We start from the raw sequence: 12,213 nt of genomic DNA on the forward strand, positions 1-12,213 counted from the left end.
GCCAGCGGGTGACACGCAAATATCTGTTGAATCAGTGTGCGCCTGCGGCTTTGTTCAGATCGCTTTCGGCCCACTCGGTGTAGACGCATGCATCCGCCGTCGCCCAACGCACCTGCACCGGATCCCCGGCCTTCAACGGCATCCCAGCCGCCGACAATGCCTTCACGGTCATGGACGTGCCACCCGACGTGACCACACTGCACGTCTGACTTTCACCCAGAAACAGCACCTCGACCACCTTCGCCGAAACCTCATTCCAGCCCGCCATCAGCGGCTCACTCGCCGCCTGCTGCACACTCAACGCCAAAGCCTTTTCCGGGCGCACCATCAGCAGCACATCCTGCCCGGTCTGCAATCCAGCGGTGAGGCGAATCGACAGTGACTGACCTTCAAAATTCGCCGCCCCGTTGCCCTGAGCGTTGAGCTTGAGGAAGTTCGAGTTACCCAGAAACGACGCCACAAACGCATTCGGCGGATTCTGATAAAGGTCATAACCGCTGCCGAGCCCGACAATCTTGCCGTGACTGAAAATCGCGATGCGCTGTGACAGGCGCATGGCTTCTTCCTGGTCGTGGGTCACGTAGACGATGGTGATGCCGAGACGACGGTGCAACTGGCGCAGTTCATCCTGCAAGTCTTCGCGCAGTTTCTTGTCCAGCGCACCAAGAGGTTCGTCCATCAGCAGGATGCGTGGCTCGTAAACCAACGCTCGTGCAATGGCGACCCGTTGCTGTTGGCCGCCAGACAATTGTGAAGGGCGGCGATGGGCGAACTGTTCGAGTTGCACCAGTTTCAGCATCGCATCGACACGTTTGTCGCGTTCGGCAGCCGCGAGTTTGCGGATCGCCAGCGGGAACGCGATGTTGTCGCGCACTGACAGATGCGGGAACAGCGAATAACGCTGGAACACCATGCCGATGTCGCGCTTGTGCGGCGGCACGTTGACCAGCGACTGGCCGTTGACCAGGATCTCGCCGCTGCTCGGGGTTTCGAAGCCGGCGAGCATCGACAGCGTGGTGCTTTTGCCCGAGCCGCTGGAGCCGAGGAAGGTCAGGAATTCGCCGTCCTTGATGTCCAGCGAGATGTTGTCCACGGCGGCGAAATCGCCGTAGTGCTTGTTCAGGTTGCGCAGGCTGACCAGGGGTTTGTCGTTCTGCTGGGATGCGTCTTTGATCACGGCACTCATGTCGTACTCCTGGCGCTCAGGCGCTGATTTCGTTGCGCCGGCGCAGGGCGGCGGCGATCACCATGACCAATACCGACAGGCCGATCAGCAGCGTCGAGGCGACGGCGATCACGGGCGTCAGGTCCTGGCGCAGGGTGGTCCACATTTTCACGGGAAGGGTTTGCAGGGTCGGGCTGGCCATCATCACGCTTAGCACCACTTCGTCCCACGAAACCAGAAAGGCGAAGAGGGCGCCGGCCACCATCCCCGGACGAATCGCCGGAAAGGTCACCTTGAACACCGCTTGCAGGCGTGACGCCCCGCAGATCACTGCCGCGTCTTCAATCGACTGATCGAACAACTTCAGCGAGTTGATGATCGAGATGATCGTGAACGGCAGCGCGACGATCACATGGCTGACGACGAAGGCGAACATCGTCCCGGTGTAGCCGAGCTTGAGGAACAGCGCGTACACCGCCACGGCGATGATCACCAGCGGCACAATCATCGGCAGGGTGAACAGGCCGTAGAGCATTTCCCGGCCGGGGAAGCGCCCGCGCACCAGCGCAAAGGCAGTCGGCAAACCGAGGGCGACGGCGCAGATTGTGGTCAGCACCGCGACCTTGAGGCTGGCCAGCGCTGCGCTCATCCAGTCGGCATTGGAGAAGAACTGGCCGTACCATTTCAGCGTCCAGCCCGGCGGCGGGAACACCAGCCATTGGGACGAGCCGAACGACAGCAGGACGATAAAGACGATCGGCAGCAGCAGAAACAGCGCGATCAGCCCGGTGGTGGCGTACAGGCCGAAGCGCATCCGGCGGCTCATGGCATTGGGAGTCAGGAGCATGTCGGCTTACCTCGCGTTACTGGCGCCAACCGGGGATTCCGGCTGGAGCTTCAGGTAGAAGTAGAACAGCACCAGGGTGATGACGATCAGCAACGCGGCGCCGGCGCTGGCCAGGCCCCAGTTGAGGAACGACTGCACCTGCTGAATGATGAACTCCGGCAGCATCATGTTCTGCGCCCCGCCCAGCAGCGCCGGGGTGACGTAGTAACCGAGCGACATCACGAACACCATCAACCCGCCGGACGCCAGCCCCGGCCGGCACAGCGGCAGGAACACCCGGAAGAAGTTGGTCCACGGGCTGGCGCCACAGATCGAACCGGCCTGCAGAATCATCGGGTCGATGGCCTGCATGGTCGCCTGCAACGGCAGCACGATGAACGGGATCATGATGTAGCTCATGCCGATCACCACTCCGGTCAGGTTGTGCACCATTTCCAGTGGCTGATCGATGATGCCCACGGCCATCAACGCTTTATTGATGACGCCCGAAGCCTGCAACAGCACCAGCCACGAATAGGTGCGGGCGAGGAGGCTGGTCCACATCGACAGCAGCACGATGTTGAGAATCCAGCGGCCCCAGCCCCGTGGCACCAGGGTGATTGCCCAGGCCAGCGGAAAACCCAGCAGCAGGCTGAACACGGTCACCAGTCCGGCCACCGAAAAGGTGTTGAACAGCACCCTGGCATAAGCCGAGTTGGCGAACAGTTGTTCGTAGTTGCCAAGGCCCGGCACCGGTTCCAGCACGCCGCGCAACAGCAGGCCAATCAACGGCGCAAGAAAGAACAGGCCGAGGAACAGCAGCGCCGGCGCGAGGTTGCCGGCGCCGCGCCAGCGTTGCTTGAGGGACGGGGCTGGCGCCATGGTACTGGCCTTTTTTCCGGCGGCCGACCCGGCAGCGCTGGCGGCGCTCCCGGTGGCAGTGGAGGGACGGGACGCGGTGGCCGCCATTTTCATTTGACCAGCCATTCGTTCCACCGTGTCGCGATGGCCTGGCCGTTCTTGGCCCAGTACGCGAAATCAAGAGTGATCTGATCCTTAGCGTAGGCAGTCGGCAGGTTCGGGGCCAGCGTCGAGTCCAGACGCGCCACGCTGTCGACGTTGACCGGGGCGTAGGCGGTCAGGTTGGAGAAGTCGGCCTGGCCCTTGGCACTGCTGGCGCTGGCCAGGAACTTCATCGCCGCGTCCTTGTTTTTCGAGCCCTTTGGCACCACCAGAATGTCGGCCATGACCAGGTTTTGCTTCCAGCTCACGCCGACCGGTGCGCCGTCTTCTTGCAGGGCGTGAATCCGGCCGTTCCAGAACTGGCCCATGCTCGCTTCACCGGAGGCCAGCAGTTGCTGCGACTGCGCGCCGCCGCCCCACCAGACGATGTCTTTCTTGATGGTGTCGAGTTTCTTGAACGCGCGATCGAGGTCCAGCGGGTAGAGCTTGTCTGCTTGAACGCCGTCGGCGAGCAACGCCAGTTCAAGCACGCCGGGGCTCGGCCATTTGTACAGGGCGCGTTTGCCGGGGAAGGTCTTGGTGTCGAACAGCGCGCTCCAGTCCTGTGGCTTGTTGGCGCCGAGTTTGCCCTCGTTGTAGCCGAGGACGAAGGAGAAGAAGAACGAACCGACGCCGTAGTCGCTGACGAAACGCGGGTCGATCTTGTCGCGCTGGATCTGTTTGAAATCGAGGGGTTCGAGCAGGCCTTCGGACGCGGCACGCAGGGCAAAGTCGGCTTCGACATCAACGACGTCCCATTGCACGTTGCCGCTTTCGACCATGGCTTTGAGTTTGCCGTAGTCGGTCGGGCCGTCCTGCACGACGGTGATGCCGCTGGCCTTGCTGAACGGATCGGCCCAGGCCTGTTTCTGCGCATCCTGGGTGCTACCGCCCCAGCTGACAAAGTTCACACTCTCGGCGGCCATCGCGGCCTGACCGGTCACGCTCAGCAGTCCCGCAAGAAAGATCGCGGTTGCAGCTTTGTTCAACACCATTTTTACGCCCTCATTGTTGTGTTTTTGAGCGGGCTTGCGTTGTTGCCCGCCTGTCGGGAGCAGTAGCTGGACGGTTTTTCAGGTCGTCCGGTCTATGGAATATCATATTATGGTATTCCAAACATTGTGCAAGCACTTTGCCTTACCGGCTATCTGGCAAACGGGGTTATTCGGTGAACGGAATGCTCTCGACTACCTCAAGATCGTAGCCGGTCAAACCGGCGTATTTGAGCGGCGGGCCCAGGTGACGCAGCTTACCGACGCCCAGGTTCTGCAGAATCTGCGCCCCGGTTCCCACCTCGGAATAGATCCGCGATTGCGAACGACTGAACTGCCGTGGCGGTTGAGTCAGCTGAGGCACTCGCTCCAGCAACGCCTGCGACGACTCATGATTGGCCAGCACCACGACCACGCCATGCCCTTCGGCCGCGACCCGCTGCAGCGCTGCCCATAGCGTCCAGTTCGTCGGCCCGCTGTACTCGGCGCCGACCAGATCCCGTAGCGGGTCGATCACATGCACGCGCACCAGCGTCGGTTCTTCGCGACGCAATTCGCCCATGACCATCGCCATGTGCACACCACCCTCGATGCGATCTTCGAAAGTGATCAAACGGAAGGTGCCATGCACCGTCGGCAACTCCCGCTCGCCGATGCGCTCGATGGTGTGTTCGGTGCTCAGGCGATAGTGGATCAGATCGGCGATGGTGCCGATCTTGATCCCGTGCTTGCGCGCAAAGACTTCCAGATCCGGGCGGCGGGCCATGGTGCCGTCGTCGTTCATCACTTCGACGATCACCGAGGCGGGCGTGAACCCCGCCAGACGCGCCAAGTCGCAACCTGCCTCGGTGTGACCGGCACGGGTCAGCACGCCACCTTCCTTGGCGCGCAGCGGGAAGATATGGCCAGGCTGCACCAGGTCTTCTGCGCGAGCATTGGGCGCCACCGCAGCGGCCACCGTACAAGCGCGGTCAGCAGCGGAAATGCCCGTAGTCACGCCGACCGCCGCTTCGATGGAGACGGTGAACGCGGTACTGAACACGCTGCCATTGCTCGGCACCATTTGCTCCAGCCCCAGGCGCTGGCAATGATCGTCAGTCAACGTCAGGCAGATCAGCCCCCGAGCCTCACGGGCCATGAAACTGATCGCCTCGGGCGTGCAACGGTCGGCGGCCAGCAGCAGGTCGCCTTCGTTTTCCCGGTCTTCGTCATCGACCAGCAACACCATTTTGCCGAGGCGATAATCTTCGATGATTTCTTCGATGCTGTTGAAGGCCATGCTGGACTCTCGATGTGGATGAAATTCGTGGTATACCATAATACAAATTCAACTGAGAGGTCACTATGAAGGCGTACTGGATTGCACACGTGGACATCACCGATCCCGATCACTACAGCCAATACACCCAGCGCGCGCCAAAAGCGTTCGCCGAGTTCGGCGCGAAGTTTTTAGCCAGAGGCGGGCGCAGCGAAGCGATGGAAGGGCGGACGACGCCTCAGCGCAGCGTGGTGATCGAGTTCGACAGCTACGAGCAGGCGGTGGCGTGCTATCGCTCGGCGGCGTATCAGGAGGCGAAAAGTTATCGCGAGGAATGGGCGAAGGCGGAAATCATCATCGTAGAAGGAATGGCGCCGTAAGCAGCACGATCAACGCATGAAATGAATCTTGCCGCTGTCGTCATTGCCCATGTACATGCCATACACCCCGGCCTGGCGTTCCTCGATGTAGCGTTCGAGGATCTGCCGGATCGCCGGGTAGTAAATCTGGTCCCACGGAATGTCTTCGGGGGCGAAGAATTTGTAGTCGAGGGTTTCCGGGCCGTACTGGCCGGTGATCTCCAGCGCGAGGGCGCGGAAGATGATGTAGACCTCGCTGATCTTCGGCACGCTGAAGATCGAGTACGGCGAGACGATTTCCGCACGTACGCCGCTTTCTTCCCAGACTTCGCGCAGGGCTGCCTGTTCGGTGGTTTCGCCGCTTTCCATGAAACCGGCGGGCAAAGTCCAGGTGCCGGCGCGCGGGGGGATCGCCCGTTGGCACAAGAGGTATTTGCCGTCCTGCTCGATGATGCAGCCGGCGATGATCTTCGGGTTTACATAGTGGATGTAGCCGCAGCCGCGGCACATCAGGCGCTCGTGCGTATCGCCCGGCGGCACCTGCTGACCGAGGTCAGCGCCACCGCATTTCGGGCAAAAGCTCGGGCTGAACATGTCAGTGACCTATGCGCGGTTCTTTCAGCGGGATGGGCAGGGTGATCGGCGGCGTGCCTTTGAGTACGGTGCCGGTTTCTTCCTGTTTGCGCTTGAGATAATCGAGGGCCACCGCAGCGGCGGCGCGAACGTGATCGACGCACGCCTGATGCGCCGCCAGCGGATCGCCGCTCTTGATCGCCTCGACCATTTTTTCCATTTCCTGGTTACTCGCACCACGACGGTTTTCCTGGGACACCGACGTCGCCCGCAGGTAGCTGATGCGTGCCTGCAACTGGCGCAGTTGAGTGGCCGCGACATGGTTGCCGGAGCCTTCCAGCAGCACGTCGTAGAAACCCTGCACCGAGTCGATTACCTGTTGCAGTTCGCCGTCCTTGAGCGCCTTGCGGTTCTCGTCGAGGGCTTTTTCCAGGGCCTTGATGTCCTTGGCCTTGGCGCGCAGGGTGAACAGCTGGACGATCAGGCCTTCGAGCACGCAGCGCAGCTCATAGATATCGACCGCATCGGCGAGGGTGATGATTGCCACACGCGGGCCCTTGGCGTCGGCAAACTCCACCAGGCCTTCGGATTCCAGGTGACGCAAGGCCTCACGCACCGACGTACGGCTGACACCCAGGCGATCGCACAGATCGCGCTCCACCAGGCGATCGCCCGGCAGCAGCTGGAAGTTCATGATGGCGCTTCGCAGTTTATCCAGCACGATTTCGCGCAGGGTGACGGGGTTGCGATTGACCTTGAAGCTGTCGTCGAGTGGCAGGCGTTTCATGGGGTCCGCTCTTTAGTGTGGCTGTCCATGCCAGACGGGCATTCAAACAGCCGAGGGGTTAACTGGAGGCGTCGGCTTCGGCGAAGGCTTCACGGGCGAGCCGGAAACTGTCCACGGCTGCCGGGACGCCGCAATAAATACCGACCTGAAGCAGAATTTCGCGTATTTGCTCACGACTCAGGCCGTTACGCAAGGCGCCGCGCACATGCAGCTTGAGTTCATGCGGGCGGTTCAACGCGGAGATCATCGCCAGGTTGATCATGCTGCGCTCCTTGAGCGACAGGCCCTCGCGCCCCCAGACATGGCCCCAGCAGTATTCGGTGACCATTTCCTGCAGCGGGCGGGTGAAGTCGTCGGCGTTCTCGATCGAGCGCTGCACATAGGCTTCGCCGAGCACCTGGGTGCGGATCTTCAGGCCCTGCTCATATTTTTCGTGGCTCATGTGTCCTCCGCTCAGCCCAGTGTCGGCAACGCGCCAAGCTTGCCCTTGTGATAGATCATCGGCGTCACCGGCTGCTCCGGCAGGATCAGGTTCTTCACCGCGCCGACGATGATCGCGTGGTCGCCACCGTCGTATTCGCGCCACAGTTCGCACTCGATGATCGCCGTGGCCTTGGCGAGGATCGGGTTACCGAGCTCGCTCAAATGCCAGTCGATGCCGTTGGCCTTGTCCTTGCCTTTGCCGGCGAAGGCATACGCCTCGGCGGTCTGGTCGGCGGACAGCAAATGGATCGCGAAACGCTTGCTGTCGCGCAGCACCGGGTAGGTGTCGGAGGCGTAGTTGGGGCAGAACAGCACCAGCGCCGGATCAATCGACAGCGCACTGAAGGCGCTGGCGGTGATCCCGACGATGCCGCCGTCCGGGTCGAGGGTGGTGACCACCGTGACTCCGGACGGAAACGAGCTCATGACGTCTTTGTAAATGCCGGGTTCGATCATGTCGCAGGACTCCTAGCGCATCACAAACGGATCAGGCATCGGCGCCTGAGAGAGGTTGATCCACACCGTTTTCAGTTCGGTGTAGGCCAGCACCGAATCGATGCCGCTTTCGCGTCCATAGCCACTGTTTTTGAAGCCGCCGATCGGTGCCATCGCCGACACCGCGCGGTAGGTGTTGACCCAGATGATTCCCGAGCGCACGTCCCGGGCCAGTCGATGGGCACGGCCCAGATCGCGAGTCCAGATACCGGCGGCGAGGCCGAACTGCGAGTCGTTGGCAATCGCCAGCGCTTCGGCTTCATCCTTGAAGTGGATGACCGAGGCCACCGGGCCGAACACTTCTTCCTGCATGATCTTCATCGAATTGCGGTCGCACTCGAACAGCGTCGGTTCGTAGAACCAGCCGTCGCCCACGCCACTCGGCCGCTTGCCGCCCAGTCGCAGACGCGCACCTTCGGCGATGGCGTCGGCCACCAGACCTTCCACCACGGCCAGTTGCTGCGCGGTGGCCATCGGGCCCATTTCGCTGCTGTCGTCCTGCGGGTTGCCGATGCGGATGCGACGGGCGCGTTCCACCAGTCGGCTGACGAACTCGTCGTAGATTTCGTCCTGTACCAGCAGTCGCGAACCGGATACACAGCTCTGGCCGGACGCCGCGTAGATCCCGGCAATCGCACCATTGATCGCACTGTCCAGATCAGCGTCGGCGAAGATGATGTTCGGTGACTTGCCGCCCAGTTCCAGCGACAGCTTGGCGAAGTTCTCGGCGCTGCTGCGCACCACATGCCGGGCCGTGGCTGCGCCGCCGGTGAAGGCGATCTTGCGGATCAGCGGATGGCGGGTGAGGGCAGCGCCGGTGCTCGGGCCGTAACCGGTGACAACGTTGACCACGCCCGGTGGAATCCCGGCTTCGAGGGCCAGGCGCGCCAGTTCCAGTATGGTCGCCGAGGCGTGTTCGGAGGGCTTGATCACGATGGTGTTGCCGGCAGCAAGGGCCGGCGCCAGTTTGATCGCGGTCAGATAGAGCGGGCTGTTCCACGGAATGATCGCGGCGACCACACCCATGGCTTCGTGCACGGTGTAGGCAAACAGGTCGGGCTTATCCAGCGGCAGGGTGCCGCCTTCAAGCTTGTCGGCAAGGCCCGCGGTGTAGTGGAAGAACTCCGGCAGATAACCGACCTGACCTCGGGTTTCGCGGATCAGTTTGCCGTTGTCGCGGCTTTCCAGCTGCGCCAGTTGTTCCTTGTTTTCAGCGATCAGGTCACCGAGACGACGCAACAGTTTGCCGCGCGCGGTGGCGGTCAGACCGCGCCATGCCGGGCTGTCGAAGGCGGTTTGCGCAGCTTGCACGGCGCGTTCGACGTCGGCTTCATCCGCGTCGGGCAGTTCGGCCCAGGGCTCGGCCAGCGCCGGGTTGAGGCTTTCGAAAGTCTTGCCGGAGAGGGCGTCGACCCATTCTCCGCCGATGCACATCTGGAAGCGTGCGAGTGTCATGCAACGATCCCCTTTATAGGGTTTTGTCGGGCGTGTGCGGTTTCGAGAAATTCCAGCAGCAGCTGATTGACCAGTCGCGGCGACTCTACCGGCATCATATGCCGTTGCTCGGGCAGCACCGCAACCTTCGCGCCGGGAATGCGCGCGGCCAGTTGCTCGGCCATTTCCGGGGTCGATCCGGGGTCCAGCTCGCCGGTGGCGATCAGCGTCGGCGCCTGGATGCTGCCCAGGTCGTCGGCGCGGTACATGTCCTGGGTGGCGAACAATTCGTAGGTGGTCAGATAGCCTTGCGGATCATTGCCGGCCAGGGTCTGGCGGATCGCGGCGATCTGCGCCGGATTGGCCGCCTGATATTCACGGCTGAACCAGCGCGACAGCGCCGCTTCGGCATTCGCGTCCGGTCCATGTTCGGCGGCCTGCGCGGTGCGGGCGATGACCCCGGCGCGCTGCTCTTCGCTACGGTTGAACACACTGTTGAGCACCACCAGGCTTTTCAGGCGCTCCGGGTAATGCAGAGCAAAGGCCCGCGCCACCAGACCGCCCATGGAAAAACCGATCACCGATGCCAGCGGCAATTGCAGGTGGTCGAGCAGCTCCAGCAACTGATCGGCATAACCGAGCAGGGCGGTGCCGCTGGCCGGTCGCGGGCTGGCGCCGTGCCCGAGCATGTCGTAGGCGATCACCCGGTATTGCGTGGCCAGGCCAACGATCTGGCCGCCCCACATTTCTTTGTTCAGGCCCACGCCGTGGATCAACACCACGGGGTGGCCCTGGCCGGTCGCCAGATAACTGGTGCCGGCCGGGGTGAGTTCAGCGGTATGCCGAATCATGGAGCGCTCCTGCAATGCCTTCTTGTTTTGATTACTGGGCTTTTTCGGCGGCCAGTTCTTCCAGATCGATGTAGCGGTTGCCGATGCGCGGGTGCAGACGGCCACCGTCGGCGCAACCGAGTACCACGACGATTTCGTCGGCGCGCGGGGCATCTTCGATCTGCATTTCCAGGGTGATGTAGTGCGAGCGCAGGCCTTCGTCGTCCTTGTGCATCATCGGGATCTGGATCGAGGTGCCCGGACCGCCGCGCTTGTTGGTGAAGCTCAGGTAACTCTTGGCCTTGACCGCTTCGCGGTAGTGATTGCCAAAGCGCAGGGTGTGGATCACCGCCGAGGCGTGTTCGATCTCGCCGTCCGCACCGACGACTGCCGCTTTGCCGTAAGCCTCGATTTTCTCGGCGCCGCCGATGATGCCCACCAGACGCTCGACCATCATCGCGCCGAGGTCAGAGCAGTTTGCGCGGATCTGCGGCTTGAGGTCTTCGACAAAGCCATTGCCGACCCACGGGTTCTTCATCACGACGGCCAGGCCCACCATGGTCACCGGGGTGTCGGAAGCCTTGCCTCCTTCAATGAAGGTCTCTTCGACATAGCTGACGATCTTGCGAATTTCGAAACTCATGAGCTGCTCCGTAGGGGGATAAAGAGTGTCTGTGCGTCTGATGGTATACCATAATACCGATCGTGCAAGTCCCCCACGCAAGATTCCCGCCCATCAGTCGGACGAATGCCCGTGCATTCAGCCGCGGCTGTAATCCCTTTCGGTTAACAAAAGATAACGTTGCGCCGATTGTCAGACGTTTCGAATGCCCGATAGGATGAGCCAGCTTCCGAAGTGGCTCTGGATTGCGGGTTTCAGGACTATGCTTCTGACCAACCGTCGCTGGAGCACACTTGCGGCGCCCTTGAAGGCCGAATGGCCTAACAATAATAAATAGGGGAAGGTCTATGAGTCGTTGCCGCCCGCCGGCGTTTCGCAACACCGCGTTGCTGGCCACAGCACTCTCTCTGCTGGGCTTTGCCACCTTGTCGGCGCCCGTACTGGCCGCCGAAGCGCCAGCCGACGTGGTCTACGCCATCGAATCGGCCAAGGCCCCGAAAAGCCTGATGCTTGATGTCGTTCACGCCGGTTCACGGCTGGTGGCGGTCGGTGATCGCGGGCACATTCTCTACTCCGACGACCAGGGCAAGACCTGGACCCAGGCCAAGGTGCCAAGCCGCCAGTTGCTGACGGCCGTGTATTTCGCCGACGACAAACACGGCTGGGCCGTCGGCCATGACGCGCAGATCCTCGCCAGCGAAGACGGCGGCCTGACCTGGACCAAACAGTTCGAAGACCTCAAGCGCGAATCGCCGCTGCTCGACCTCTGGTTCAAGGACGTCAACAACGGCCTGGCCGTGGGTGCCTACGGCGCATTGCTCGAGACCACCGACGGCGGCAAGAACTGGCAAGATGTCAGCGACCGCCTCGACAACCAGGATCAGTTTCACCTCAACGCCATCGCCGCCGTGAAAGACGCCGGGCTGTTCATCGTGGGTGAACAGGGCGCGATGTTCCGCTCCGCCGACTGGGGCCAGACCTGGGAAAAAATCGAAGGCCCGTATCAGGGCTCGCTGTTCGGTGTGATCGGCACCGCCCAGCCTTCCACGCTGCTGGCCTACGGGCTGCGCGGCAACCTCTACCGCTCCACTGATTTCGGCAGCACCTGGCAGCAAGTCGAACTCAAGGCGGCGCGCGGTGCGCTGGAATTCGGCCTGTCCGGCGCCACGCTCCTCGAAGACGGTTCGATCGTCATCGTCGGCAACGGCGGTACGGTGATCAGCAGCAGCGACAACGGCGAAACCTTCAGCGTGTTCAACCGCCCGGATCGCATCTCGCTGTCGTCGGTCACCGCCGCCGGCAACGGCAATCTGATCCTGAGCGGGCAGGGTGGCGTCCACACCACCACGCCCAACGGCACCGAGCTGGGCAAATGAGCCGAATCAAT

The 12,213-nt window shown here is 62.1% G+C and carries 14 protein-coding genes; 2 read left to right on the plus strand and 12 right to left on the minus strand.

What is annotated here, in order from left to right; genetic code table 11:
• Nucleotides 1-31 precede the first annotated feature (31 nt).
• The 5 genes from AC1RMX_RS14325 to ribBA all read right to left on the minus strand — a co-directional run bounded on the left by AC1RMX_RS14325 (nucleotide 32) and on the right by ribBA (nucleotide 5,264).
• Nucleotides 32-1,186, minus strand: a complete 1,155-nt coding sequence (locus tag AC1RMX_RS14325; RefSeq protein ID WP_493072378.1) for an ABC transporter ATP-binding protein — start codon at nucleotides 1,184-1,186, stop codon at nucleotides 32-34.
• A 16-nt stretch (nucleotides 1,187-1,202) separates the two neighbouring features.
• Nucleotides 1,203-2,012, minus strand: coding sequence for an ABC transporter permease (locus AC1RMX_RS14330; protein ID WP_096820071.1), 810 nt, complete (start codon nucleotides 2,010-2,012; stop codon nucleotides 1,203-1,205).
• A 6-nt stretch (nucleotides 2,013-2,018) separates the two neighbouring features.
• The gene (locus AC1RMX_RS14335; RefSeq protein WP_493072474.1) at nucleotides 2,019-2,966 is read right to left on the minus strand and encodes an ABC transporter permease; all 948 of its coding nucleotides are present in this window, start codon (nucleotides 2,964-2,966) and stop codon (nucleotides 2,019-2,021) included.
• Nucleotides 2,963-3,988 carry an ABC transporter substrate-binding protein gene (locus tag AC1RMX_RS14340; RefSeq protein ID WP_493072381.1) on the minus strand — a complete coding sequence of 342 codons (1,026 nt, stop codon included), beginning with the start codon at nucleotides 3,986-3,988 and terminating at the stop codon, nucleotides 2,963-2,965. The genes AC1RMX_RS14335 and AC1RMX_RS14340 overlap by 4 nt, the downstream gene beginning before the upstream one ends.
• Before the next feature lie 166 nt (nucleotides 3,989-4,154).
• Nucleotides 4,155-5,264: a bifunctional 3,4-dihydroxy-2-butanone-4-phosphate synthase/GTP cyclohydrolase II gene (ribBA, locus tag AC1RMX_RS14345; protein ID WP_085711338.1), complete on the minus strand. Its 1,110-nt coding sequence runs from the start codon at nucleotides 5,262-5,264 to the stop codon at nucleotides 4,155-4,157.
• Between the two features lie 65 nt (nucleotides 5,265-5,329).
• Between ribBA and AC1RMX_RS14350 the strand changes: the two genes are divergently transcribed.
• On the plus strand, nucleotides 5,330-5,623 hold the full coding sequence (locus tag AC1RMX_RS14350; RefSeq protein WP_493072383.1) for a DUF1330 domain-containing protein: 294 nt from the start codon (nucleotides 5,330-5,332) through the stop codon (nucleotides 5,621-5,623).
• A gap of 9 nt (nucleotides 5,624-5,632) precedes the next feature.
• Here the strand turns inward: AC1RMX_RS14350 and AC1RMX_RS14355 are convergent, their stop codons facing one another.
• From AC1RMX_RS14355 to AC1RMX_RS14385, 7 genes are read right to left on the minus strand one after another with little or no spacing between them, the layout of a single operon-like run.
• The gene (locus AC1RMX_RS14355; RefSeq protein ID WP_096820067.1) at nucleotides 5,633-6,196 is read right to left on the minus strand and encodes an NUDIX hydrolase; all 564 of its coding nucleotides are present in this window, start codon (nucleotides 6,194-6,196) and stop codon (nucleotides 5,633-5,635) included.
• Between the two features lies 1 nt (nucleotide 6,197).
• Nucleotides 6,198-6,962, minus strand: coding sequence for a GntR family transcriptional regulator (locus AC1RMX_RS14360; RefSeq protein WP_096820066.1), 765 nt, complete (start codon nucleotides 6,960-6,962; stop codon nucleotides 6,198-6,200).
• A 58-nt stretch (nucleotides 6,963-7,020) separates the two neighbouring features.
• Nucleotides 7,021-7,404, minus strand: coding sequence for a carboxymuconolactone decarboxylase family protein (locus AC1RMX_RS14365; RefSeq protein WP_493072385.1), 384 nt, complete (start codon nucleotides 7,402-7,404; stop codon nucleotides 7,021-7,023).
• Between the two features lie 11 nt (nucleotides 7,405-7,415).
• Nucleotides 7,416-7,901 (minus strand): flavin reductase family protein, encoded by a 486-nt coding sequence (locus AC1RMX_RS14370; protein ID WP_096820064.1) that lies wholly within the window; start codon nucleotides 7,899-7,901, stop codon nucleotides 7,416-7,418.
• Between the two features lie 12 nt (nucleotides 7,902-7,913).
• Entirely contained in the window at nucleotides 7,914-9,395 is a 1,482-nt protein-coding gene (locus AC1RMX_RS14375) for an aldehyde dehydrogenase (protein ID WP_493072388.1), read from the minus strand.
• Nucleotides 9,392-10,225 carry an alpha/beta fold hydrolase gene (locus AC1RMX_RS14380; protein WP_493072390.1) on the minus strand — a complete coding sequence of 278 codons (834 nt, stop codon included), beginning with the start codon at nucleotides 10,223-10,225 and terminating at the stop codon, nucleotides 9,392-9,394. Before AC1RMX_RS14380 ends, AC1RMX_RS14375 begins: the two co-directional genes overlap by 4 nt.
• Nucleotides 10,226-10,256: 31 nt before the next feature.
• Nucleotides 10,257-10,847 carry an amino acid synthesis family protein gene (locus tag AC1RMX_RS14385; RefSeq protein WP_007957412.1) on the minus strand — a complete coding sequence of 197 codons (591 nt, stop codon included), beginning with the start codon at nucleotides 10,845-10,847 and terminating at the stop codon, nucleotides 10,257-10,259.
• Between the two features lie 326 nt (nucleotides 10,848-11,173).
• On the opposite strand from AC1RMX_RS14385, the gene AC1RMX_RS14390 reads away from it, so the two are divergent.
• Nucleotides 11,174-12,202 (plus strand): WD40/YVTN/BNR-like repeat-containing protein, encoded by a 1,029-nt coding sequence (locus AC1RMX_RS14390; RefSeq protein WP_493072392.1) that lies wholly within the window; start codon nucleotides 11,174-11,176, stop codon nucleotides 12,200-12,202.
• The last annotated feature ends 11 nt before the right edge of the window (nucleotides 12,203-12,213 follow it).

The sequence above is a fragment of the Pseudomonas sp. GW822-FHT03F04 genome (assembly GCF_058801405.1).

Coding starts and splice junctions, on each gene's coding strand:
- AC1RMX_RS14325 (WP_493072378.1), bottom strand. CDS start 1,186: ATGAGTGCCGTGATCAAAGACGCATCCCAGCAGAACGACAAACCCCTG.
- AC1RMX_RS14330 (WP_096820071.1), bottom strand. CDS start 2,012: ATGCTCCTGACTCCCAATGCCATGAGCCGCCGGATGCGCTTCGGCCTG.
- AC1RMX_RS14335 (WP_493072474.1), bottom strand. CDS start 2,966: ATGAAAATGGCGGCCACCGCGTCCCGTCCCTCCACTGCCACCGGGAGC.
- AC1RMX_RS14340 (WP_493072381.1), bottom strand. CDS start 3,988: ATGGTGTTGAACAAAGCTGCAACCGCGATCTTTCTTGCGGGACTGCTG.
- ribBA (WP_085711338.1), bottom strand. CDS start 5,264: ATGGCCTTCAACAGCATCGAAGAAATCATCGAAGATTATCGCCTCGGC.
- AC1RMX_RS14350 (WP_493072383.1), top strand. CDS start 5,330: ATGAAGGCGTACTGGATTGCACACGTGGACATCACCGATCCCGATCAC.
- AC1RMX_RS14355 (WP_096820067.1), bottom strand. CDS start 6,196: ATGTTCAGCCCGAGCTTTTGCCCGAAATGCGGTGGCGCTGACCTCGGT.
- AC1RMX_RS14360 (WP_096820066.1), bottom strand. CDS start 6,962: ATGAAACGCCTGCCACTCGACGACAGCTTCAAGGTCAATCGCAACCCC.
- AC1RMX_RS14365 (WP_493072385.1), bottom strand. CDS start 7,404: ATGAGCCACGAAAAATATGAGCAGGGCCTGAAGATCCGCACCCAGGTG.
- AC1RMX_RS14370 (WP_096820064.1), bottom strand. CDS start 7,901: ATGATCGAACCCGGCATTTACAAAGACGTCATGAGCTCGTTTCCGTCC.
- AC1RMX_RS14375 (WP_493072388.1), bottom strand. CDS start 9,395: ATGACACTCGCACGCTTCCAGATGTGCATCGGCGGAGAATGGGTCGAC.
- AC1RMX_RS14380 (WP_493072390.1), bottom strand. CDS start 10,225: ATGATTCGGCATACCGCTGAACTCACCCCGGCCGGCACCAGTTATCTG.
- AC1RMX_RS14385 (WP_007957412.1), bottom strand. CDS start 10,847: ATGAGTTTCGAAATTCGCAAGATCGTCAGCTATGTCGAAGAGACCTTC.
- AC1RMX_RS14390 (WP_493072392.1), top strand. CDS start 11,174: ATGAGTCGTTGCCGCCCGCCGGCGTTTCGCAACACCGCGTTGCTGGCC.